This is a genomic window from Aquipuribacter aurantiacus, from assembly GCF_051216895.1.
In the GTDB taxonomy this organism is placed as follows: Bacteria; Actinomycetota; Actinomycetes; order Actinomycetales; family JBBAYJ01; genus Aquipuribacter.
The window spans coordinates 39,704-62,554 of sequence record NZ_JBPKAO010000012.1 but is presented as its reverse complement, the minus strand read 5'-3'; the positions used below and the strand labels follow the sequence as shown (position 1 = coordinate 62,554).

General features: G+C 73.3%; 22 protein-coding genes. 11 read left to right on the top strand and 11 right to left on the bottom strand.

Annotated features, from left to right (window positions below):
* Positions 1-7: 7 nt before the first annotated feature.
* Together ACR80Q_RS15055 and ACR80Q_RS15050 are read right to left on the bottom strand one after the other, a co-directional pair.
* Entirely contained in the window at positions 8-1,084 is a 1,077-nt protein-coding gene (locus tag ACR80Q_RS15055; protein ID WP_435378457.1) for an extracellular solute-binding protein, read from the bottom strand.
* A 93-nt stretch (positions 1,085-1,177) separates the two neighbouring features.
* Positions 1,178-2,206: an ABC transporter ATP-binding protein gene (locus ACR80Q_RS15050; RefSeq protein WP_435378456.1), complete on the bottom strand. Its 1,029-nt coding sequence runs from the start codon at positions 2,204-2,206 to the stop codon at positions 1,178-1,180.
* A 443-nt stretch (positions 2,207-2,649) separates the two neighbouring features.
* Here ACR80Q_RS15050 and ACR80Q_RS15045 point away from each other — a divergent pair, with 443 nt between their 5' ends.
* A complete protein-coding gene (locus ACR80Q_RS15045) occupies positions 2,650-3,531 on the top strand; it encodes an aggregation-promoting factor C-terminal-like domain-containing protein (protein ID WP_435378455.1) in 882 nt (293 codons plus the stop codon).
* 63 nt (positions 3,532-3,594) lie between these two features.
* Here ACR80Q_RS15045 and ACR80Q_RS15040 read toward each other — a convergent pair whose 3' ends face one another.
* On the bottom strand, positions 3,595-5,022 hold the full coding sequence (locus tag ACR80Q_RS15040; RefSeq protein WP_435378454.1) for a class II fumarate hydratase: 1,428 nt from the start codon (positions 5,020-5,022) through the stop codon (positions 3,595-3,597).
* Between the two features lie 71 nt (positions 5,023-5,093).
* Here ACR80Q_RS15040 and ACR80Q_RS15035 point away from each other — a divergent pair, with 71 nt between their 5' ends.
* Entirely contained in the window at positions 5,094-5,657 is a 564-nt protein-coding gene (locus ACR80Q_RS15035) for a methyltransferase family protein (RefSeq protein ID WP_435378453.1), read from the top strand.
* Positions 5,658-5,659: 2 nt separating this feature from the next.
* On the opposite strand, the gene ACR80Q_RS15030 is transcribed toward ACR80Q_RS15035, so the two are convergent.
* The gene (locus ACR80Q_RS15030) at positions 5,660-6,319 is read right to left on the bottom strand and encodes a carbonic anhydrase (RefSeq protein ID WP_435378452.1); all 660 of its coding nucleotides are present in this window, start codon (positions 6,317-6,319) and stop codon (positions 5,660-5,662) included.
* A 68-nt stretch (positions 6,320-6,387) separates the two neighbouring features.
* Positions 6,388-7,332, bottom strand: coding sequence for a carbohydrate kinase family protein (locus ACR80Q_RS15025; protein WP_435378451.1), 945 nt, complete (start codon positions 7,330-7,332; stop codon positions 6,388-6,390).
* Here ACR80Q_RS15025 and ACR80Q_RS15020 point away from each other — a divergent pair.
* Positions 7,255-8,028 carry a DUF4245 family protein gene (locus ACR80Q_RS15020; protein ID WP_435378450.1) on the top strand — a complete coding sequence of 258 codons (774 nt, stop codon included), beginning with the start codon at positions 7,255-7,257 and terminating at the stop codon, positions 8,026-8,028. The genes ACR80Q_RS15025 and ACR80Q_RS15020 overlap by 78 nt on opposite strands.
* Here ACR80Q_RS15020 and ACR80Q_RS15015 read toward each other — a convergent pair.
* Positions 8,025-8,255 (bottom strand): exodeoxyribonuclease VII small subunit, encoded by a 231-nt coding sequence (locus tag ACR80Q_RS15015; protein WP_435378449.1) that lies wholly within the window; start codon positions 8,253-8,255, stop codon positions 8,025-8,027. The genes ACR80Q_RS15020 and ACR80Q_RS15015 overlap by 4 nt on opposite strands.
* Positions 8,252-9,628: an exodeoxyribonuclease VII large subunit gene (xseA, locus tag ACR80Q_RS15010; RefSeq protein WP_435378448.1), complete on the bottom strand. Its 1,377-nt coding sequence runs from the start codon at positions 9,626-9,628 to the stop codon at positions 8,252-8,254. Before xseA ends, ACR80Q_RS15015 begins: the two co-directional genes overlap by 4 nt.
* A 23-nt stretch (positions 9,629-9,651) precedes the next feature.
* Here xseA and ACR80Q_RS15005 point away from each other — a divergent pair, with 23 nt between their 5' ends.
* Both ACR80Q_RS15005 and ACR80Q_RS15000 read left to right on the top strand, forming a co-directional pair.
* Positions 9,652-10,635, top strand: coding sequence for a 4-hydroxy-3-methylbut-2-enyl diphosphate reductase (locus ACR80Q_RS15005; protein WP_435378447.1), 984 nt, complete (start codon positions 9,652-9,654; stop codon positions 10,633-10,635).
* Between the two features lie 25 nt (positions 10,636-10,660).
* Complete coding sequence (locus tag ACR80Q_RS15000; RefSeq protein ID WP_435378446.1) at positions 10,661-10,918, top strand: hypothetical protein; 258 nt, start codon at positions 10,661-10,663, stop codon at positions 10,916-10,918.
* A 19-nt stretch (positions 10,919-10,937) separates the two neighbouring features.
* Here the strand turns inward: ACR80Q_RS15000 and ACR80Q_RS14995 are convergent, their stop codons facing one another.
* Both ACR80Q_RS14995 and ACR80Q_RS14990 read right to left on the bottom strand, forming a co-directional pair.
* Positions 10,938-11,912: an HNH endonuclease gene (locus ACR80Q_RS14995; protein WP_435378445.1), complete on the bottom strand. Its 975-nt coding sequence runs from the start codon at positions 11,910-11,912 to the stop codon at positions 10,938-10,940.
* Positions 11,913-11,973: 61 nt separating this feature from the next.
* Positions 11,974-13,212: a DNA recombination protein RmuC gene (locus tag ACR80Q_RS14990; RefSeq protein WP_435378444.1), complete on the bottom strand. Its 1,239-nt coding sequence runs from the start codon at positions 13,210-13,212 to the stop codon at positions 11,974-11,976.
* An 86-nt stretch (positions 13,213-13,298) separates the two neighbouring features.
* Between ACR80Q_RS14990 and ychF the strand changes: the two genes are divergently transcribed.
* From ychF to ACR80Q_RS14960, 6 genes are all read left to right on the top strand, one after another.
* Entirely contained in the window at positions 13,299-14,396 is a 1,098-nt protein-coding gene (gene ychF, locus ACR80Q_RS14985; protein WP_435378443.1) for a redox-regulated ATPase YchF, read from the top strand.
* 186 nt (positions 14,397-14,582) lie between these two features.
* A complete protein-coding gene (locus ACR80Q_RS14980; protein ID WP_435378442.1) occupies positions 14,583-16,337 on the top strand; it encodes an ABC transporter family substrate-binding protein in 1,755 nt (584 codons plus the stop codon).
* A 239-nt stretch (positions 16,338-16,576) separates the two neighbouring features.
* Entirely contained in the window at positions 16,577-18,103 is a 1,527-nt protein-coding gene (locus tag ACR80Q_RS14975; protein WP_435378441.1) for an ABC transporter permease, read from the top strand.
* A 46-nt stretch (positions 18,104-18,149) separates the two neighbouring features.
* Positions 18,150-19,175 (top strand): ABC transporter permease, encoded by a 1,026-nt coding sequence (locus ACR80Q_RS14970; RefSeq protein WP_435378440.1) that lies wholly within the window; start codon positions 18,150-18,152, stop codon positions 19,173-19,175.
* Positions 19,172-20,347 carry an ABC transporter ATP-binding protein gene (locus ACR80Q_RS14965; protein WP_435378439.1) on the top strand — a complete coding sequence of 392 codons (1,176 nt, stop codon included), beginning with the start codon at positions 19,172-19,174 and terminating at the stop codon, positions 20,345-20,347. The genes ACR80Q_RS14970 and ACR80Q_RS14965 overlap by 4 nt, the downstream gene beginning before the upstream one ends.
* Positions 20,344-21,399, top strand: a complete 1,056-nt coding sequence (locus ACR80Q_RS14960; RefSeq protein ID WP_435378438.1) for an ABC transporter ATP-binding protein — start codon at positions 20,344-20,346, stop codon at positions 21,397-21,399. The genes ACR80Q_RS14965 and ACR80Q_RS14960 overlap by 4 nt, the downstream gene beginning before the upstream one ends.
* On the opposite strand, the gene ACR80Q_RS14955 is transcribed toward ACR80Q_RS14960, so the two are convergent.
* Both ACR80Q_RS14955 and ACR80Q_RS14950 read right to left on the bottom strand, forming a co-directional pair.
* Entirely contained in the window at positions 21,396-22,106 is a 711-nt protein-coding gene (locus ACR80Q_RS14955) for a VIT1/CCC1 transporter family protein (protein ID WP_435378437.1), read from the bottom strand. The genes ACR80Q_RS14960 and ACR80Q_RS14955 overlap by 4 nt on opposite strands.
* A complete protein-coding gene (locus ACR80Q_RS14950; protein ID WP_435378436.1) occupies positions 22,103-22,807 on the bottom strand; it encodes a 4a-hydroxytetrahydrobiopterin dehydratase in 705 nt (234 codons plus the stop codon). The genes ACR80Q_RS14955 and ACR80Q_RS14950 overlap by 4 nt, the downstream gene beginning before the upstream one ends.
* Positions 22,808-22,851 lie beyond the last annotated feature (44 nt).

Genomic DNA, 22,851 nt, shown 5'->3' with positions numbered 1-22,851 from the left:
GGCTGCCTCAGCCCTCGAGGCCGGACTCGGCGATGAGCTCCTGCGTGCGCTCGAGCCCGCCGCCGAGGCTGTTGACGTCGAACGTCGCGATGCCCAGGTCGGCGATGGGAGGCAGGTCGGTGCCCGGCTCGACGCCCTCGACCAGCGGGTACTCGAAGGTCTCCTCGCTGAAGAACGTCTGCGCCTCCTCGCCGAGCATGAACTCGACGAAGTCGTTGGCCAGCTCGGCGTCGTCGGTGGTCTCGACCACGGCCACGCCGGTGACGATGTTCAGGTTGCCGATGTCACCGGGGGCGAAGAAGTGGTTCACCGTCGGCAGCGACGGGTCCTCGGCCAGGGCCCGGTAGTTGTAGTAGTGGTTGATGAGGCCGACCTCGACCTCGCCGGCCGCGACGGCCTGCAGGGTGGCGGTGTTGTTGGAGTAGGCGACGGGCTCGTTGGCGACGATGCCCGCGAGCCACTCGGCGGCGGCGTCGTCGCCCTCGGTCTCGCGCAGCGCGGTGACGAAGTCCTGGAACGAGCCGTTGGTGGGCGGCACGCCGATCCGCCCGGACCACACCGGGTCGGTGAGGCCGAAGACGCTGGTCGGCAGCTCGGAGGCCTCGACCAGGTCGCTGTTGTAGACCAGGGTGCGGACCCGGCCGGACATGCCGACCCAGCGTCCGTCGGTGGCCTGGAAGTCCTCGCTGACCAGGTCGAGCACCTCCGGCTCGAGCTCGGTGAGCACGCCCAGGTCGTTGAGGTAGCCCAGCGCGCCCGGGCTCTGGGAGATGAACACGTCGGCGGGGGAGCGCTCGCCCTCCTGCTCGATGAGCAGGGCCAGGTCGGCGGAGTCGAAGTAGCGCACGTCGACCGTGGCGCCGGTCTCCTCGGCGAAGGAGTCCAGCAGCGGCTGGATCAGGTTCTCGGTGCGGCCGGAGTAGACGGTCAGGACGTCGTCGGTCGAGGCCGCCTCGGGCGAGGCCGAGCCGTCGTCGCCGGCGGGGTCGTCGGACCCGCAGGCCGCGACGCCACCGACGGCGAGCAGGGCGGTGGCGACGACGGCGGTGCGGCGGTTCAGGACGCTCCGGGTGGTGCTGGTCATGATGGCTCCGGGTGTTCGACGTGACGGCCGTGCGGCCCGATGCCGGGACACTACCTCAGGTAAGCCTTACCCAATTACGCGCGGATCGCGGACCTATTCGGTCGACGCGTAGGCCGCGGTCCGAGGGCCACCGAACCGGACCGCGACGTCGTCGCCGATGCCGAACCGGGGTGCCGCGGCGGCGCGGACCGTGACGACGGCCTCGCCCAGCCGGACGGTGTAGCTGGAGTCGTGGCCGTAGAAGGCGACGTCGGTGACCGTGCCACCCGGGCCGGCCGTCAGGTCCAGGTGCTCGGGGCGGACCAGCACCGTCACGTCACCGCGGGGGCTGCCCTCGGCGACCGGCACCCGGCCGACCACGGTGGTGGCGACCCGGTCGTCGCTGTGCCCCGGCAGCAGGTTGGCCTCACCGACGAACCTGGCCACCCACGGGTCGACCGGGCTGGCGTACACCTCGGCGGGGGAGCCTTCCTGGCGGACCCGTCCGTCGCGCATCACCGCGACCCGGTCGCCGAGGACGAACGCCTCCTCCTGGTCGTGGGTGACGAAGACCGAGGTCATCCCCATCTCGCGCAGCAGGGCGTGGATCTCGGTCCGCACCCGGACCCGCAGGCCCGTGTCCAGACCGGTGAACGGCTCGTCGAAGAGCAGGATCCGAGGTCGGGGGGCCAGGGCCCGGGCGAGGGCCACGCGCTGCGCCTGACCGCCGGACAGCTCGTGCGGGCGGCGTTCGGCGAGGTGGCCGAGGTCCACCAGGTCCAGCGTCTCCTGGACCCGTCCGGCCGCCACCTCCGCGCGCGTCAGGCCGTAGGCGACGTTGCGGGCGACGCTGAGGTGCGGGAAGAGGGCGGCGTCCTGGAACACCATGCCGACGCGGCGGCGCTCGGCCGGGACCTGGTGGCAGAAGCCGGTCAGCACCTCGCGGCCCACGGACACCGTCCCGGCGTCGGGGGTCTCGAGCCCGGCGACGACGCGCAGCAGCGTCGTCTTGCCGCAGCCGGAGGGCCCCAGCAGCGCCAGGCTCCGCCCCTCGGGGACGCTGATGGCGGCGTCGTCGAGAGCGGTCGTGCCGTCGAACGCCTTGCTGACGCCGTCGGCGACGAGGAACCGGGAGTTGAGCATGGGCCGCCTTCCGTAATACCCCGAGGATAGGCGCACCTCAGGGGTGGCGCGCACGCTGCTCCCCTTCCCTCCCGCAGACGGCCCTGCCCGGTCACCCCGGGTGGCCGCGGCGTCGGCGGTTCGGGTGAGACGAGACCCCGGGGCTCCAGGGTGGACCGTGCGAGGACGAGGAGGTCCTCGAGGGAATTTGCCAAATCGTTACCTAGGACGTCATGGTCATGGCTGGACAGCACGCCCACCCGGGTCGTCGCGGTGCCCGCACGACGGGTCCCTGGTCGGCTCGCGCCCCTCGGGGACCGACGCCATCCGTCGGCCCCGGCTCAGGTCCTCGTGCACGACATCTCGCGCCTCCTCCCGGTGACACCCGGGGTGGTGCGGGCAGACCTGAGGGTGGTCCTCCCTCGCCGCGCAGGTACGAGACGCGGCCCGACGTCAGAGAGCCCATGCCCCGACACACCTCCCCCCTGCCCCGCCGCCTGGCCCCCTTCAGGCGTGCCGCCGCAACCGCCGGACTGACCGCCGCCGCCCTCGTCGTGGGGGTCGGTGGCTACACCGTCGCGACCTCCCCCGCGCTCGCCGCGGCCCCCGGTGACCGCTTCGCCGTGTCCGACCTGCTCGGCGGCGGCGACACCACCGACCAGCTCGACACCGACGCCGTCCGTCGCGACGACGAGCAGGCGTCCCGCTCCGCCCGTGGGGCCCTGGCCCCCGGCCTGCCCGCCACCTCCGCCCAGGCGCAGTCCTGGGTCGACGAGGTCGGGGAGCTCGAGGCGGTCATCGCCGCCGAGACCGCCGCCGCCGAGGAGGCCGCCCGCGTCGCCGCCGAGGAGGAGGCTGCCCGGGTCGCTGCCGAGGAGGAGGCCGCTCGGGTCGCTGCCGAGGAGGAGGCCGCTCGGGTCGCCGCCGAGGAGGAGGCTGCTCGGGTCGCTGCCGAGGAGGAGGCCGCTCGGGTCGCCGATGAGGAGGAGGCCGAGCGCGAGGCCGCCGAGGAGGAGGCCGAGCGGCAGGTGGTCTCCGCCGACCCCGGCTCCAACCGGGCGATCGCGCAGTCCCTGCTCGGCTCGTACGGCTGGGGCGGTGACCAGTGGTCCTGCCTGGACAACCTCTGGGAGAAGGAGTCCAACTGGAACCACACGGCGGCCAACCCCAGCTCCAGCGCCTACGGCATCCCGCAGTCCCTTCCCGGCAGCAAGATGGCCAGCGCGGGCAGCGACTGGGAGACCAACCCCGAGACGCAGATCCGCTGGGGCCTCGGCTACATCGAGGACCGCTACGGCAGTCCCTGCTCCGCCTGGGAGCACAGCCGGGCCAACAACTGGTACTGAGCGGCGCACGACGCAGGAGGAGCCCCGCACCGGGTGGTGCGGGGCTCCTCCTGCGCTCGGGGCTCAGCCGCGACCGGCGGACCCGGTCATCGTGGTGACGTCCAGGTAGGCGTCCAGCTGCTCCTCGGTGAGGCGCTCGCCGTCGACGTGACCGAGGGCGATCACGGCCTGCTTGATGGTGATCCGCTCCGCGAGGGCGTGCTTGGCGACCTTGGCGGCCGCCTCGTAGCCGATGACCCGGTTGAGCGGGGTCACGATCGACGGGGAGGACTCCGCGAACGCACGGCACCGCTCGACGTCGGCCTCGATCCCGGCGACGCAGCGGTCGGCCAGCAGGCGCGAGGCGTTGGCGAGCAGGCGCGCGGACTCCAGCACGTTGCGGGCCATGACGGGGATCTGGACGTTGAGCTCGAACGTGCCCGAGGCGCCCGCCCAGGCGACCGCGGCGTCGTTGCCGACCACTTGCGAGCAGACCATCAGGGTGGCCTCGGGCAGGACCGGGTTGACCTTGCCGGGCATGATCGAGCTGCCGGGCTGCAGGTCCGGCAGTCGGATCTCCGCCAGGCCGGTGGTCGGTCCGGAGGACTTCCACCGCAGGTCGTTGCAGACCTTGGTGAGGCTCACCGCGACCGTCCGGACCGCGCCGGAGGCCTCGACGAGCCCGTCTCGGGCCCCCTGGGCCTCGAAGTGGTCCCGGGCCTCGGTGACGGGCAGTCCCGTCTCCTGGGCCAGACGGGCCACGACGGCCGCGGCGAAGCCGTCCGGCGTGTTGATGCCCGTGCCGACGGCGGTCCCGCCCAGCGGCACCTCGGCGACGCGGGGCAGCGCGGCCTGGACCCGCTCGACGCCGCGGCGGACCTGGGCCGCCCAGCCGGCGAACTCCTGGCCCAGGGTCACCGGGGTGGCGTCCATCAGGTGGGTCCGCCCGGAGGTGACCACGTCGGCCAGCTCGGTCGCCTTGGCCTCCAGCGCCTGCGCGAGGTGCTCCAGCGCCGGCACCAGGTCCTGGGCCAGGGCGGACGTGGCGGCGACGTGGACCGACGTCGGGAAGACGTCGTTGCTGGACTGCGACGCGTTGACGTGGTCGTTGGGGTGCACGTCGGCCCCCAGGTGCCGGGTGGCCAGGGTGGCCAGCACCTCGTTCATGTTCATGTTGCTGCTGGTGCCGGACCCGGTCTGGAACACGTCGACGGGGAACTCGGCGTCGAACGCGCCCGTCGGGGCGCCGGCGACGACCTCGTCCGCCGCGGCGGCGATGGCGTCGGCCACGGGCTGCTCGAGGACCCCGAGGTCGGCGTTCACCAGGGCGGCGGCCTTCTTGACGCGGGCCAGGGCGACGACGTGGGCCCGTTCGAGACCGACCCCGCTGATGGGGAAGTTCTCGACGGCGCGCTGGGTCTGCGCCCGGTAGAGAGCGCGGGTCGGGACCCTCACCTCGCCCATCGTGTCGTGCTCGATGCGGTAGGCCGGTTCGGCGGCGGAGTCAGTCATGCCCGCCATTCTGCCCGCGATGCCGACCGCTGCCGTGGCCCTCGCCCGACCGTGGTGCCAGGGTGGGGGAGGTGGGCGGAACAGGCCAGGACGGCAGCGGGTCGGCGGACGCGGCGGACGCGGTGGACGCGGTGGACGCGGCCGGCGCGGGCGGGGGCGGTCACGGCTGGTTGGTCGCGGTCCAGGTGGTCGCGTTGGGGTCCCACTTGCTGCCCGGCGGCCCGGGGGTGCAGGTACCCGTCCTGCTGCGGGTGGCCGGTGCCGTCTCGGTGGTGACCGGTCTCGGTGTCGCCGGGGCGTCCGCCCGGGCCCTGGGGCCCGACCTGACACCGGCCGTGGCGCCGCGCCCCGGGGCGCCGCTGCGCACGGAGGGCGTCTACGCCCTCAGCCGGCACCCGCTCTACGCGGGGCTGCTGGGCGCCTCGGCCGGGACGGTCCTGCTGCGGGGGCGGGCGAGCACGCTGCTCGCGGCCGTGGTGCTGGCCGGTGTGCTGCACGTCAAGGCCGGAGCGGAGGACCGGGTGCTGGCGGAGCGGTTCGGGGAGCAGTGGCAGGAGTGGTCCGAGGAGGTCCCTCGGCTGGTGGGGCGCCGCCGGCGGCCGGCCCGGGGCCGCCCGGCCCGGCCGTCGCCCTGACGTCAGTCGCTGCGGGCCGGGGCGCTGCCGTCGCCCATGAGGTCGTCGGGGCCCTCCCACCAGACGGGTTCGACCACGCCGTCGGCCAGCGTGTAGTACGTGCCCACCACGCCGAGCCGCCCCGCGTCGAGGGCCGCGCGGACCGACTCCGAACGCTCGATCAGCTGGCGGGCGGTGGCGTGGACGTGCTCGCGGACGATGTCGTCCACCGTGGCGGCGCCGCGGTGCTCGGCCGCCAGCACGCTCGTGGTGACCCGCTCCACGATGTCCCGCACGAACCCCCCGGGCACCCGGCCCTCGTGCCGGGCCCGCAGGGCGGCCGAGACCGCGCCGCAGGAGTCGTGCCCGAGCACCACCAGCAGCGGGACGTCCAGCACCTCGATGGCGAACTCGACCGAGCCCAGCACCGCGGTGTCCAGCGCGTGGCCCGCGGTCCGGACGACGAACAGGTCGCCCAGGCCCCGGTCGAAGACGAGCTCGGCGGCGACCCGGGAGTCCGAGCAGCCGAGCACGACCGCGAAGGGCCGCTGGCCGGTGCTGACGAGCCGGCGCTGGTCGGCGCCGGCGTTGGGGTGCTCGGCCTGGTCGGCGGCGAACCTGGCGTTGCCGAGCGACAGCTCCCGCCAGGCGTCGGAGGGGGTGGACGGGCGGACAGGGGTCATCCGGGCTCCTCGGTCTGGTCGTTCGGTCGGGTGGGGCGAACGGGTCGAGTCGGTCGGATCGGGGTGGGTCAGTCGTCGGGGTCGCTCGCCTCGAGCTCCCGCTGCCACGGTGGGTCGGCGCCGGGACGGGAGCAGGTGATCGAGGCGATCCGGGCCGCGTGGGTCAGCACGTCGCGGACGGTGTCGTCCGGCACCGCCCGCAGGGCGTCCCGCCGGTCGGCGCCGAGCAGGCCGTGCCGGGCGAACCCGTCGAGCAGCCCGGACATGAACGAGTCCCCGGCCCCGACGGTGTCGACGACGTCGGTCGCCGGGCTGTCGACGTGGGTGTGCCCGGCGGCGGTGAGCGCGTCGGCCCCGCCCTCGCCCCGGGTGACCACGACCACGGCGGCCCCCCGCATCAGCCACGACCCGGCGACGTCGAGCGGGTCGACCCCCGGGCGCAGCCACGCCAGGTCCTCGTCGCTGACCTTGACCACGTCGGAGATGCCGACGTAGGCCAGCACCTTGGCCAGTGCGACGTCGGCGTCACCCATCAGCGCGGGGCGGGCGTTGGGGTCGTAGGACACGGTGGCGCGGTGGCGGGTGCGTGAGATCAGCCCCTCCACGACGGACGCCCCCGGGGCGAGGACGGCCGCGATGGACCCGGTGTGCACGACGTCGAACCCCTCGTCGCCGGTGAGGGCGTCCAGGTCCACCGCGGGCATGGACGGGTCCAGGTCGAAGTCGTAGGTCGCGACGCCGGACAGGTCCAGCCGGGCGGTGGCCGTCGAGGTCGCCGCCGCGGCCCCGCTGCCGTCCACCAGGCCGACCCCCGACGCGGCCAGGTGCGCCCGGACCAGGTCTCCGTCCTCGTCCGGTCCCAGCCAGGTCAGCAGCTCGGCCCGGTGACCGAGCCGGGCCAGTCCCAGGGCCACGTTGGCGGGGCTGCCGCCGGGGTGGCGACCGAGCGCCGCGCCGTCCGGTCCGACCACGACGTCGACCAGTGCCTCACCGACCACCAGAGCCCTCACCATGAGGGCAGGCTAGTCATCGGTCACCATGGGGGTGTGAGCGTCTCCGAACCAGCAGCCGGACCGGGCCCCGCACCAGCGCGGCGACGGGGTCGTCAGACCGCGTTCGACATGGTCGTGAGCATGGCGGTCATCCTGGGCGTGGTCGGGGCCGTGCTGCTGTTCGCGCCGCAGCCCGGCGCGGTGGAGCAGCCGCAGGTGGGGGGGACCCAGGCCGTGACGGCGGTCGACGAGGCCGCGTCGGCGCTCGGGGCCCCGCCGCTGCTGCTGGTGGCCGGCCCCGCGGCGCAGGAGCTGGGGGCGGCGGACGTGCCCGAGGCGGCCGACGTGGTCGACGTCGGCGAGGGCTGGCGGCTCGACTACGCCCGGACCGAGACCACCGACGACGTCGCGACCTGGCGGTTGGGGGTGCTGTCGCCCGACGAGCGCCGGGTGGACCTGGAGCAGGCCGTCGCGCCCACCGACGAGTGGCTGACCCGGGCCGACGCGGGATCGGTGGGCCCGCCCGAACCGGTCGACCTGGGTGGGCTGTCGTGGAGCCGTCAGGTGCGTGGCGACGGCGACACGGCGTACACCCACGTCGCCGAGACCGCCGACGGCAGCAGCGCGCCGGGGCTGACGACGGTGGTGTCGGGGACGTCGGACCACGACGCCCTGCGGGCCGTGGTCGAACTGGTCGCGACCTCGCTGGGCGACTAGGCGTCCGACGGGCCGGTGGGGCCGGGCGCCCCCTGGGCGTCGAGGCGGCGGAGCGCTCCGTCCAGCACCTCCTGGCAGCGGGCGGCCAGCTGCTCACCGCGCTCCCAGAGGGCCAGGGACTCCTCGAGGTCCGCGCTCCCGGACTCGAGCCGCCGGACGACGTCGACGAGCTCGTCCCGTGCGGCCTCGTACGGCATGGTCGTCGCCTCGGCGGGCGTGTCGGTCATCTGCTGCTCCTGCGCTCGGGTGGCTCGGTCGTGGTGCCGGTCGTGGTGCCGGTCGTGGTGCTGGTGGTGGTGCTGGTGCCGGTGGGGCCGCCCCCCTCGGGCGTCGTCGCGGTGACCACCAGCCGGCCCCGGGCCAGGGTCACGTCGAGCACCGCGCCGTCCGGCGCCTGCTCGGGGTCGCGCACCACGTGCGAGACGTCGTCCGCGCCGGCGGGGCGGGTGCGGACGATGGCGTAGCCGCGCTCCAGGGTCGCCGCGGGTGAGATCGCCCGCAGGTGCGCCAGCGTGGCGGCGAGGCTCTCGGACCGGCGACGCACCCCGCGCTCGGTCGCCGTGCGCAGCCGGGTCCGCCACTCGTCCAGCGCGGCCACCCGGTCGACGAACAGACCCCGCAGGTCCGTCAGGGCCGGGCGGGCCCGCAGGTCCTGCAGCAGCCGCCGCTCGCGCTCGACCCGTTGGCGGAGCACCACGCGGCCCCGGGCGCGGACCTGCTCGAGGACGGCCTGCTCGGCGGCGGCGTCGGGGACGACCCGGCGGGCGGCGTCGGTGGGGGTCGAGGCGCGGACGTCGGCGACTAGGTCCAGCAGGGGGGTGTCGACCTCGTGCCCGATCGCCGAGACCACCGGGGTCCGGCAGGCCGCCACGAGCCGGAGCAGGGCCTCGTTGCTGAACGGGAGCAGGTCCTCGATGGACCCGCCACCGCGGGCCACGACGATGACGTCGACCGCGCCGGAGGCGTCGAGGTCCCGCACGGCCCGCGACACCTGGGTGACGGCGTCGGGCCCCTGCACCGCGACCTCGCGCAGCTCGATGCGTAGCGCCGGCCAGCGCAGACGGGCGTTGTCGACGACGTCCTTCTCGGCGGCGCTGCCCCGGCCGCAGACCAGCCCGACCGCGGCGGGCAGGAACGGCAGGGGCTTCTTGCGGGCCGGGTCGAACAGCCCCTCACCGGCCAGGGTGCGCTTGAGCTGCTCGACCTGGGCCAGCAGCTCGCCCTCGCCGACCGGGCGGGCCACCTGGACCCACAGCGACAGCGTCCCCCGCTTGGCGTAGAAGCGCGGCTCGACCCGGAGCACCACGCGGGCGCCCTCGCGCACCGCCGGTCCGGCCGCGTCCAGCGTGCTGACCGGTGCCATCGCGGACATCGACACCTCCGCGTCGGTGTCGCGCAGGTCGAGGAACGCCATCGACTGACCGGGTCGTCGCTTGAGCGACACGATCTGCGCCTCGACCCACAGCGAGGGCATCCGGGCCACGTAGCCGCCGATGTTGTGGGTCAGCAGCCGCAGCGGCCAGGGCCGGCTCGGCGTGGTGTCGGAGGCCCGCTCGGGGACCGGCTCGGGGCCGGACGGCGGTACCGGGGCGCGTTCCATCGGCGCCAACCTACGATGGGGGGGTGACCGAACTGCGCAAGCGTGTCCTGCTCGCCGCTCCCCGGGGCTACTGCGCCGGCGTCGACCGGGCGGTGGTCGCCGTCGAGAAGGCCTTGGAGCTGTACGGCCCGCCGGTCTACGTCCGCAAGGAGATCGTCCACAACAAGCACGTGGTGGAGACCCTGGCCGGGCGCGGGGCGATCTTCGTGGACGAGACCGACGAGGTTCCCGAGGGGGCCCGGGTGGTGTTCAGCGCCCACGGCGTGTCGCCGCAGGTCCACGCCGAGGCCGCCAAGCGGATGCTGCAGACGATCGACGCCACCTGCCCCCTGGTGACCAAGGTCCACAAGGAGGCCGTCCGGTTCGCCGACGACGACTACGACATCCTGCTGATCGGCCACGAGGGCCACGAGGAGGTCGAGGGCACGGCCGGTGAGGCGCCGGACCGGATCCAGCTCGTCGACGGGCCCGAGGACGTCGCCAACGTCGTCGTCCGCGACCCCTCCCGCGTGGTGTGGCTGTCCCAGACCACGCTGAGCGTGGACGAGACGATGGAGACCGTCCGGCAGCTGCGGGAGCGCTTCCCCGAGCTGGCGGACCCGCCCAGCGACGACATCTGCTACGCCACCCAGAACCGTCAGGTCGCGGTGAAGAAGATCGCCACCGAGGCCGAGCTGGTCATCGTCGTCGGGTCGGCGAACTCGTCCAACAGCGTCCGCCTGGTCGAGGTGGCGCTGGAGAACGGGGCGGCCACGTCGTACCGGGTCGACACCTGCCGCGAGATCGACGAGGCGTGGCTGGACGGCGTCAGCACCGTCGGCGTCACCTCCGGCGCCTCGGTGCCGGAGATCCTCGTCCGCGAGGTCGTCGAGTGGTTGGCCGAGCGCGGCTACGCCGACTGCGAGGAGGTCGTCACGGCCGAGGAGGACCTGCTGTTCTCGCTGCCCAAGGAGCTGCGCAAGGACATCAAGACGGCCAAGCAGCAGGCCGCGGCGGCTCGCGGCTGACCCGGCCAGGCTGAGGACCGGTCCCGTGGGCACCCCGTCGGACTGGGTGAGCGGCGAGCGGGTGTTCGCCCCGCCCTCCGGCACGTTCGACGTGGACTGGCTGGTGCCGGCCGTGGTCGAGGCGGTCCCCGGGACCTCTCCTGCCGACGCGCGGGCCGCACTGCTGCGGGCCTGGCAGGCCCAGCAGGAACCGGACGCCCCCGACGGCCCGGAGGCGACCGACCCGTTGCGCCTCGCGGCGGCCCGGGTGGTCGAGGAGGCCCGGCGGACCTTCCGCACCTAGCGGATGAGGAGGCCGGGGATCAGGCGGCCGTCGCCAGGTGCTCGCGCATCCACACCTCGACCCAGCTCCCCGACGGATCCGGACCCTCGGCGTCCTGGGCGCCTCGGGTGGCTGAGGCGTCCGCGGTGGCGGCTGCGTCCGCCCCGGGCGGGCCCGGTGGTGCTCCGGGCAGGGGCGGGGCCGTCGAGACGTAGGTGTGCCCGGTGGGGGTGGTGGTGATCACGGTGTGCCGCCGTGGGCTCCCGGGTGCCGCGAGGTCGGCCGGTGGGTCGTGGACGGCGCCGTGCCAGCCGAGGGCCTGCCGGATGTGGTTGCAGCTCTCGCACAGGCCTTGTGAGTTGTGGCTGCTGGTGGGGCCGCCAGCGGCGTGAGGCACCACGTGGTCGACGTGGCGGACGGGTGCGTCGCACCAGGTGTCGGGCGCGGCGCGGAGCGTGACGCAGCGCTCGCCCACGGCCCGCCGGGCCCGCTCCACCACGCTGTGCGGGTCCAGGCGGTAGGCCGCCTGCTTCGCCCGGGCCCCGAGGGCACGGTCGCCGAGCTGCTCGAGCACCTCCACCCGCTCGGCGGAACCGGCCAGCTCGAGGTCCACGGCCGCCCGGTCGTCGGCGGTCAGGACCGCGGTCTCGCGCACCAGGATGGCGGCCCGCCACTCGCTGATGCGTCCGGCCTGCAGGGCGGCGAGCGTGTGCGGCATCTCGTGCACCAGCGCCTTGGCCAGGCCCAGGTGCCGGCCCCCGCGGTGGGGCGAGTCCCGGCGGGCCAGGGCCACCTGCGCGGCGACCCCACGACCACGTTCCGCCGCCGGCACGCCCGCGGCCGCCTGCTCCTGCCGCTGGCTGGCGTCCAGGTCGGCCGCCAGGCACGCCTGGGCGGCGGACGCCGCGGCCTTGACGACCTCCAGCGCCCGGATCAGGTCGATCCGGTCGGCGTCGTCGCCCACCGCCGGCGACAGGTCGCGCCACCCGGTCGCGAGGGCGGTCAGCTGCGACACCACCTCGTAGTAGGGCAGGCGAGCCAGACAACCCCTGACCTGGGACGATGTGGACGACCGCCTACCCCGCGTCGCGGTCCCGTCGGTCGCTCGGCTGTCCCGGGCCGCGCGGTTCCTCCAGCAGGCCGAGCAGCCCCTCGTCGTCGTAGGCGTGGCCGTCGTGGTCGCGCGTGGCCCCGTCGCTCAGCGCGTCGTCGATCAGCTCGGTGGCCGTCAGGGGGCGCGGTGCGACCTCGAGCGGGGCCACCACCGGCAGGTCGTCGTCGACCACCCCCAGCTCCCGCATCCGCCGCGCCGTCACCAGCACCCGGGACTCCAGCGACGACACCAGTGCGTTGTAGCCCTCGACCGACCGCTGCAGGTCGCGGCCCAGCTTGCCGGCGTGACCGCCCAACGTGCCCAGGCGGGCGTGCAGCTCGCGACCCACGTCGAACAGCTGCCGCGCCGACCCGGCCAGGGCGTCCTGCTGCCAGGTCAGCGCGACCGTCCGCAGCAGCGCCAGCAGGGTCGTGGGTGTGGCCAGCACCACCCGCTTGGCCATGGCGGCCTCGAGCAGGGCCGGGTCGGCCTCGCAGGCGGCGGCCAGGAACGCCTCGCCGGGGACGAAGCACACGACGATCTCGGGGGAGTCGGTGAAGGCCGTCCAGTACTGCTTGCCCGCCAGCGCGTCGACGTGGGCCCGCACGGCGCGGGCGTGGTCGTCGTAGCGCTGCTCGAGGAACGCGGCCAGCGGTGCCTTGGCGTCGACCACGACGTGCTTGCCCCCGGGCAGGTTGACCACCATGTCCGGGCGCACGGCTGCGCCCGAGCGCGACGTGCCGGTCGCCTGCTCGGTGAAGTCGACCCGGTTGAGCATGCCCGCGTGCTCGACCACCCGCCTCAGCTGCACCTCTCCCCAGGAGCCCCGGGCGTTGGGGGAGCGCAGCGCCCCGGCCAGCGCGGCCGTCTGGGTGCGCAGCGCCTCGTTGGTCAGCGCCAGCCCGGACAGCTGCTCGCGCAGGCCGGCGTACTGCTCGACGCGGTCCCGCTCGAGCACGGCCACCTGCCGCTCGACCCGGGCCAGGGTCGAGCTGAGCGGGGCCAGCGTCTGCTCCTGCGACGCCCGGTCCTCCAGCGCGGTCTCCAGCGACCCCACCCGGGCCGCCAGCAGGTCTCGCTCGGCCGTCACGGCGGCACCCCGGGCGGCCGCCCGCGGTCGCAGCACCGCCACCGACAGCGCGGTGCCGACCACCAGGCCGACGACCAGGCCGACCAGGAGCAGGCCGAGGAGGAGGGGGAGGTCTGACGTACCGGGGTCCACACCAGCAGGATGCGACCCACCCGGGACACAACCGGGCAGGCGCGCTCGTCGGCCGGCCCGCAGCAGCCCCGTAGACTCCTGCAACCGTGGCACTCACTATCGGGATCGTCGGCCTGCCGAACGTGGGCAAGTCCACCCTCTTCAACGCCCTGACCCGCAACGACGTGCTCGCCGCGAACTACCCGTTCGCGACGATCGAGCCCAACGTCGGCGTCGTCCCGCTGCCCGACCCGCGGCTCAAGGTGCTCGCCGAGGTGTTCGGCAGCGAGAAGATCGTCCCGGCGGTGGTGTCGTTCGTCGACATCGCCGGCATCGTCCGGGGGGCCAGCGAGGGGCAGGGGCTGGGCAACAAGTTCCTGGCCAACATCCGGGAGGCCGACGCGGTCTGCCAGGTGATCCGGGCCTTCGTCGACGACGACGTCGTGCACGTCGACGGCAAGGTCGACCCGGCCGAGGACATCGAGACCATCAACACCGAGCTGGTCCTCGCGGACCTGCAGACGGTGGAGAACGCCATCCCGCGCCTGGAGAAGGAGGTGCGGGGCAAGAAGGTCGACGCGGCCGTCCTGGAGTCCGCGCGCGCGGCCGAGGCCGTCCTGGCCGAAGGCACCCCGCTGTCGGTGGCCGTGGCCCGCAAGCAGCTCGACGCCGCCAACCTGCGCGAGCTCGGCCTGCTGACCACGAAGCCGTTCATCTACGTGTTCAACGTCGACGCCGACGCGCTCGGCGACAGCCCCGAGGCCGTCGCCACCCGTGAGCGCCTCGCCACCCTGGTCGCCCCCGCCGAGGCGATCTTCCTCGACGCCCAGCTGGAGTCGGAGCTGGCGGGCCTGGACGAGGCCGACGCCGCCGAGCTGCTAGCCGAGTCCGGCCAGGACGAGCCCGGCCTGCACCAGCTGGCCCGGGTCGGGTTCGCGACCCTCGGGCTGCAGACCTACCTGACGGCCGGGCCCAAGGAGTCGAGGGCCTGGACCATCGCGCAGGGCGCGACCGCGCCCGAGGCGGCCGGCGTCATCCACACCGACTTCCAGCGCGGCTTCATCAAGGCCGAGGTGGTGTCGTTCGAGGACCTGGTCGAGGCCGGCTCCATGGCCGAGGCCAAGTCGCGCGGCAAGGCCCGGATCGAGGGCAAGGACTACGTCATGGTCGACGGCGACGTCGTGGAGTTCCGCTTCAACGTCTGACCGTGGCGGCCCGGGACCCCGCCCGGGCTACCCGCCGGTAACGGGCGCAGGCGCACAACGGTTGCATCTCGGTAACGCACCGCGCGCGGTTCTTGCCGTCCGTGTCCGGTCTGCGGCATGTTTCGTCGGTCAACCGCTGACGTGGCCATCCGCCGCGCAGTGACGAATCCTGATGGAGGATCACTAGTGATCAGCACCCGGAAGAGCGCGAAGTACGTCGCGCTGCTCGCCGGCTCCGCTCTCGTGCTCGCCGCTTGCGCGACGTCCGGAGAGTCGGACGGCGACGCAACGGTCGGCGGCGCAGAGCCAGTCGAGAACGACGCCAGCGCCCCCGCGGGCGGCTCGGACGCCGTCTTCACCTACGGCTACGAGCAGGAGGTGTTCTCCTACAACCAGGACACCGCCGAGACCAACGCCTCCGCCAACGCGATCGTGCTGAACCAGATCAAGCGTGGCTTCTGGTACTTCGGCCCCGAGGGGACCATCGAGCCGGACGAGGACTTCGGCAGCTTCGAGGTCACCTCCGAGGAGCCGCTGACGGTGGAGTACACCTTCGGCGAGGGTGCTGTGTGGTCCGACGGCGAGCCGATCGACTGCGACGACGCCGTCCTGTACTGGGCCGCGATGTCCGGCAACTTCGAGGGCTTCTCCCAGTCCGGCACCGCGGGCTACGACGCGACCGACCGGCCCGAGTGCGCCGACGGCGACACGACCTTCACGATCGTCTACAACACCCCGTTCGGTGACTACACGTCGCAGTACGGCAACTTCATCCCCGCGCACATCGTCGAGCAGAACGGCGGCGTCGAGGACATCATCGCCGCCGTGGACGCCGGTGACGCCGAGGCCCTGGCCGGCGCGGCCGAGGTCTGGAACACGGGCTTCAACTTCAACCCGGGCGAGTGGGACGACACCGTCGCCCTGTCCGCCGGGCCGTACACGGTGGAGTCGTGGGAGGCCGCGCAGTCCATCACGCTGGTCGCCAACGAGAGCTGGTGGGGCACCCCGCCGGCGTCGAACACCGTCGTCATCCGGTTCATCCCGCAGGACGCGCAGGCCCAGGCGCTGCAGAACGGCGAGATCCAGGCCATGGACCCCCAGCCGAACCCCGACCTGCTCGCGCAGCTCGAGGCCATCGGGGACTCGGTCACCGTCGAGCCGCAGGACCAGTACACCTACGAGCACTTCGACTTCAACTTCCAGGGTGAGTTCGCCAACCCGGTGCTCCGTGAGGCGTTCGCCCTCTGCCTGCCCCGTCAGCAGATCGTCGACTCCCTCATCGCGCCCCTGAACCCCGAGGCCGCCGTGCTCAACAGCCGGTACGCCTTCCCGTTCGAGGAGCGCTACACCGAGGTGTCCGAGGCCGCCTACGGCGGCCAGGCCGAGCAGGACATCGCCGCGGCGACCGCGCTCCTGGCCGACAACGGCCTCGAGGGCACCACGCTGCGCCTGGGTCACAACGCCAACGAGCGTCGCGCCCAGCAGGCGGCCCTCGTGATCGAGGCCTGCGGCCCCAACGGCGCCGGCTTCGACGTGCAGGACATCGGCAACGAGAACTTCTTCGAGGCCGAGGGCGAGCTCGCCACCGGTGCCTTCGACGTGGCCATGTTCGCCTGGGCCGGCTCCCCGCTGGTCTCCGGCTCCTCCTCGACCTACACCACGGTCGCCGAGGGTGCCTCGAAGGGCAACAACAACGGGTACTACTCCAACCCCGAGGTGGACGAGCTGATCGCCTCCCTCAACCAGGAGCCCGACCCCGACGCCCAGAACGACCTGATCATCCAGATCGAGACGATCCTCTGGAACGACCTCGCGACCATCCCGGTCTTCTCCTTCCCGGGTGTCATCGCGACGGCCGCTGACGCGCAGGGCGTGCAGTACAACCCCACGCAGGCCGGTCTGACCTGGAACGCCTACGAGTGGGCCCGCACCGCCGAGTGACCGGTCTCCTGCTGAGCAGGTAGGACCACAGCACCACAGCACCACAGCACGCGTGACGGGGTCTCGCCCGAGGGGTGAGGCCCCGTCGCACGTGCGGCACTGGCACCACGAAACAAGACGGTCACGCAGAAGTGGCTACCGTGTCGCACCACGTCGACCGGACCCGCCGCACAGGAGCCCGCCACGAGCGGGCCGGGGGCAGCGGGGCCGGGAGGCCCACACTCGTCAGGAGGTCTGCGGTGGGCGCCTTCATCGCACGTCGCGTCATCATCTCGATCTTCACCCTGCTGGCGGCGACGCTCATCGTCTACGTGCTGGTCGCGAACACGGGCGACCCGTTGGTGGAGCTGTACGCCATCCCCGACCAGGCGCAGCAGGACGCCGCCGTCGAGGCGCGCATCGCCCTGCTGGGCCTGGACCAGCCGGTCCTGCAGCGCTACCTCGGCTGGCTCGCCGGTGCGGCGGGCTGCCTGGTGGGGGCCTGCGACCTGGGGCAGACCATCGCCCAGCAGGACGTCACCACGCTCCTGGCCCAGGCCATGGCCTCCACGCTGCGTCTCGTGACCGTCTCCACGGTCCTGGCGATCATCCTCGGCGTCACCATCGGCATCATCTCGGCGCTGCGGCAGTACACCGGGTTCGACTACGCCGTGACGTTCCTGGCGTTCCTCTTCTTCTCCCTGCCGATCTTCTGGGTGGCGGTGCTGCTCAAGGAGTTCGGCGCCATCCGCTTCAACGACTGGCTCGCCGACCCCGGGATCCCGCTGGCGGTGATGCTGGGCCTGGCCGTGGTGGCAGCGCTGGTCTGGCAGGCGCTCCTGGGAGGGCCACCACGGCGACGGCTGATCAGCGCCGGGGTGGCGGCGGGCGCCACCTTCGCGACGCTCTTCTACCTCGACCTGGTCGAGTGGTTCGCCCGGCCCGCCCTGGGTCCCGTCCTCGTGGTCGTCATCAGCCTGGCCTGGGCGGTCGGCGTGACGTTCCTGACGTCGGGGCTGCGCAACCGCCGGGTGCTGTACGCCTCGGTGGCCTCCGCCGCGGCGGCCCTGCTGGGCAGCATGGCCCTGGCCGGCGTGCTGCGGGACCCCACCTGGCTGATCATCATCCTGTGCACGGCCGGGCTCGTGGTGGCCGGCCTGGCGGCGGGCTTCCTGCTGGGTGGCCTCGACCGGCCCCAGGCCATGCGCGCCGGTGTGCTGACCGCGCTGCTCAGCGGGTCGACGGTCTTCGCGGACTACGTGCTGGCCGCGTTCTCGGCCTACTCCGACCGGGTCTCCGGCCGGGTCATCAGCACGGTCGGCTCCGGCACGCCCAACTTCACGGGCACGTTCTGGGAGGTGTTCCTCGACCAGGCGACGGCGCTCATCCTGCCCACCACGGCCCTGATCCTCATCTCGTTCGCCACCTACGTCCGCTACACCCGGGCGTCGATGCTCGAGGTCCTCAACATGGACTACGTCCGCACGGCCCGGGCCAAGGGGCTGACGGAGCGCACCGTCACCGTCCGTCACGCGTTCCGCAACGCGCTGATCCCGGTCACCACGCTGGCGGCGTTCGACTTCGGTGCCGTCATCGGCGGCGCCATCATCACCGAGACGGTGTTCGGGTGGTCCGGCATGGGAGCGCTGTTCCGCAACGGGCTGACCAACGTCGACCCCAACCCGGTGATGGGGTTCTTCATCGTGACGGCGGTCCTCATCGTGATCTTCAACCTGGTGGCGGACATCGCGTACGCCTACCTCGACCCGAGGATCCGGTTGTCATGACGGTGCTGCGACCGTCCCGCCTGCGCCGAGACCTCCAGGAGTCCTCATGACGACACCCACTCCCCAGCCCCCCGGCGAGCCGCGGCCGGACGACGCCACGGTCACCGCGGGCGGCCCCGGCCACGACCCGGCCGTCGACGAGGAGTTCACCGTCAAGGCCCGTACGCAGGGGCAGCTGGTGATGCGGCGGTTCCTGCGCCACCGCGGCGCCATGGCCGGCCTCTTCGTCTTCCTCTTCATCGTCCTGATGGCCGTGACCAGCATCGGGGCGGGCCCCATCCCCGGCTGGTGGGACAAGACGTTCACCACCACCGGTCCCGTCATCGACGGTGGTCGCCCCACGTTGGACGTGCTGCCCGCCTTCGTCGACGGTGACGGGTTCGCGATCGGCGAGAACCCGTTCGGCCAGGACACCATCGGGCGCGACTACTTCGCCCAGACCATGCGCGGGGCCCAGCAGTCGCTGCAGATCGCCCTGCTCGTGGGGCTGGTCTCCACGCTGTCCGGGACGATCGTCGGGGCGGTCGCGGGCTACTTCGGGGGAGTGGTCGAGACCGTCCTCATGCGCCTGGTCGACGTCATCATCGCCATCCCCCTGCTCGTCCTGGCCGCCGTGGTGGCCCGGGGGACCGACGGCACCGCCCTCGCCCTGGGTCTGTTCCTCGGGGTGGTGGTGTGGACGAGCCTGGCCCGGTTGATCCGGGGGGAGGTGCTGTCCATCAAGGAACGGGAGTTCGTCGAGGCGGCCAGGGCCATGGGGGCCAGCCCCGGCCGGATCATCGTCCGGCACATCCTGCCGAACACCATCTCGACCATCATCGTCAGCGCCACGCTGACCATCGCCGCGGCCATCCTGCTGGAGACCGCGCTGAGCTACCTGGGCTTCGGCGTCCAGCGTCCCGACACCAGCCTGGGGCTGCTGATCAGCGACTACGAGACGGCCTTCGCCACCCGGCCCTGGCTGTTCTGGTTCCCGGGCCTGTTCATCATCGGCATCGCGCTCAGCATCAACTTCATCGGCGACGGCCTGCGCGACGCGTTCGACCCGCGCCAGAACAAGGTCCGCGCATGAGCGAGCAGGAGGCCGACGGCATGAGCCCCACGACGCCCGGACCCACGGGCCCCACCCACCAGACCGGACGGATCAGCCACACGGGTCCGGCCGGCAGCATCACCGACCACTCCGACGCCGAGCGGGCGGACCCCTCGACGGAGATCCTCAAGGTGGAGGACCTGACGGTCCGGTTCCCCACCGACGACGGCGTCGTCAACGCCGTCCGCGGCGTCAGCTACACGCTGCACCCGCGCGAGGTGCTCGGGATCGTCGGCGAGTCCGGCTCGGGCAAGTCCGTGTCCAGCATGGCCGTGATGGGGCTGCTGCCCCGCAGCGCCAAGGTGTCGGGCCGGATCCTGTTCCGCGGCGACGACGTCCTGAAGATGCGTCCGGAGCAGCAGCGTGGCCTGCGCGGTCGCAAGATCGGGATGATCTTCCAGGACCCGATGACGGCGATGAACCCGGTGCTCACCATCGGCAACCAGCTCGCCGAGGCCGTCCGCAGCCACGAGCACATCTCGCAGGCCGCGGCCCTGGCGCGGGCCACCGAGATGCTCGACCTGGTCGGCATCCCCCAGGCCAAGACCCGGCTGCGGTCCTACCCGCACGAGTTCTCCGGCGGGATGCGGCAGCGGGCGATGATCGCGATGGCGGTCATCAACCGCCCCGACGTCATCTTCGCCGACGAGCCGACCACCGCCCTGGACGTCACGGTGCAGGCGCAGATCCTCGACACCCTGCTCGACGTCAAGGACGCCGTGGACGCGGCCATCGTCTTCATCACCCACGACCTGGGGGTCATCGCCAGCGTCGCCGACCGGGTCCTCGTGATGTACGCGGGCAAGCCCGTGGAGACCGCCGGCGTGGACGAGATCTTCACCGACCCGCGGATGCCGTACACCGCGGGCCTGCTGGGCTCCATGCCCACCACGGACCTGATCGGGGAGCGGCTGCGGCCCATCGAGGGCACCCCGCCGTCGCTGATCAGGCTGCCCAGCGGCTGCCCGTTCCGCCCCCGCTGCCCCATCGCGGTGGCGCAGTGCGCGAGCGAGGAGCCGCCGCTGACCGAGACCGACCGCCGCGACCACGAGGCCGCGTGCCACCGCTGGCAGGAGGTCGCCGGCTACGAGGACGCGACGGCCATGTTCCGCGTCGACCCGGGCGCCACCGTCGGAAGGACGAGCGCATGAGCACCGAGACCACGACGGGCGGCGCCCGCGCCGCCTCCGGCCCCGGCCCCGGCACCGGGCACCTGCTCGAGGTCGAGGACCTCGTCATGAACTTCCCGGTCCGCGGCGGCGGCCTCATCCGGCGGACCGTCGGTCAGGTCCAGGCCGTGAGCGGCGTGTCGTTCAGCGTCGACGCCGGCGAGACCCTCGGCGTGGTGGGGGAGTCCGGCTGCGGCAAGTCGACGACCGGACGAGCGGTGCTGCAGCTGCACAAGCCGACGTCCGGCTCGGTCCGGTTCCAGGGCCACGAGCTGACCGAGATGTCGGCCCGCAAGCTGCGCCCGTTCCGCCGCGACCTGCAGATCGTGTTCCAGGACCCCTACGCCTCGCTCAACCCCAAGCTGCCGGTCAACGACCTGGTGGCCGAGCCGCTCAAGATCCACAAGGAGTGGCGCAACAAGGAGGGCAAGGAGCGGGTCGCCGACCTGCTCAAGCTGGTCGGGCTCAACCCCGAGCACGGCAACCGGTTCCCGCACGAGTTCTCCGGCGGGCAGCGGCAGCGCATCGGCATCGCCCGGGCCCTGGCGCTGGAGCCCAAGATGCTGGTGCTCGACGAGCCGGTGTCGGCGCTGGACGTGTCGGTGCAGGCCGGCGTCATCAACCTGCTGGAGGACCTGCAGCAGCGGATGAACCTGGGCTACCTGTTCATCGCCCACGACCTGTCGATCGTGCGACACATCAGCGACCGCGTGGCCGTGATGTACCTGGGGCGGATCGTCGAGGTCGCCACCCGCGACGACCTGTACGCCGCCGGGCGTCACCCGTACACCCGCGCCCTGCTGTCGGCGGCCCCGGTGGCCGACCCGGTCAAGGAGCGGCACCGCGAGCGCATCACCCTGACCGGGGACGTGCCCAGCCCGCTCAACCCGCCCAGCGGTTGCCGGTTCCGGACCCGGTGCTGGAAGGCGCAGGACATCTGCGCGTCCGAGACGCCGCCGCTGGTGGAGCGCGGCACGGCCGCGGGCCACCTGGTGGCCTGCCACTTCCCCGAGGAGGGCCCGACCGGGTTCTAGACCGCGCCGCCGACCAGCGTCCCGACGGCGAAGGTCAGGCCCATCGCGAGCGCCCCGACGCCCACGTTGCGGGCGACGGCAGGCCACGGCCGGGCCCCGCCGAGGCGGGCGCTGACGAAGCCCGTCACCGACAGCGCCGCGACGACGGCGATGACGGTGACGGGCAGCCGCATCCCGGTCGGCGGCAGGACGATGGCCAGCAGGGGGAGCAGGGCGCCGAGGGTGAACGCGATGAGCGACGCCCACGCGGCGTGCCACGGGTTGATGAACGAGTCGCCGTCGATGCCGAGCTCGATCTCGGCGTGGGCGCGCAGGGCGTCGTGGGCCGTCAGCTCCTCGGCCACCTGCTGGGCCGTCTGCTCCGACAGCCCCTTGTCCCGGTAGAACCCGGCCAGCTCGGCCAGCTCCTCGTCGGGGGTCTCCTCCAGCTCGCGGGCCTCCTTGGCCAGCAGCGCGCGCTCGCTGTCGCGCTGGGTGCTGACCGACACGTACTCCCCGCCGGCCATCGACAGCGCCCCGGCCACGAGCCCCGCGACGCCGGCGACCAGCAGCGCGGTGGTGTCGGAGGTGGCGCCCGCGACGCCGACGACCAGCCCGGCGGTCGACACGATGCCGTCGTTGGCGCCCAGCACACCCGCGCGCAGCCAGTTCATCTTGGCGCTGACCTCGGCCAGCGTCGTCTCCTCGCGGTGCACCTCGGAGCTCATGACTCCCGCCCGAACCCGGTGCAGACGCACACCTCGTTGCCGTCGGCGTCGGCGTAGACCCACCAGGCCGGCGCCCGCTCGTCCGACACGAGCCGACCCCCGGCGGCCTCCACCGCGGTACGGCGCTCGGCGGCCTCCTCCAGGCTGCCGACCGAGACGTCGAGGTGCAGGCGGTTGCGCTGCCCGGCGGGTGCGCCCGGGGTCGCCGTGACCTGGAACCACAGGTCGGGCCCGCGGCCGTGCGGGTCGACGAGCACCTCGCTGTCCTCGGGGTGCGGGTGGTAGCCGAGGGCGGCCTGCCAGAACGGGCTGATCCGCGACGGGTCGGCGGTGTCGACGCCGATCTCGACGGCCTGGGCCGCGGCGGGGAGGGTGGCCGCGCCCAGCGCGTCCGCGGCCCGGGAGAGGCGGTGGGCCAGCTCGACGTCCAGCTGCGTGACGCCGCGCGCGGTGTGGGTGGACAGCGCGAACCGGACCCGCTTCCACCGCAGGTCGGTGTCGGGGTGGTGGTCCATCTCCTCCGCGACGTCGAACGCCTCGGTGACCAGGCGGACCGCCGCGGGGACGTCCGGGGCGTCGAAACGGGCCTGCAGGGCACCGTCGACGTGCCGCCAGCCGGGCAGGTCGACCAGCTGTGCGGCGACGTCGGAGTGGGTGAGCCGGCGAGGACCGGGAGGCGGCGAGGGCTCGGTCGAAGGCATGACGGCCACGCTACGGGGCAGGGGTGACACAGGCGCGGGGCAGA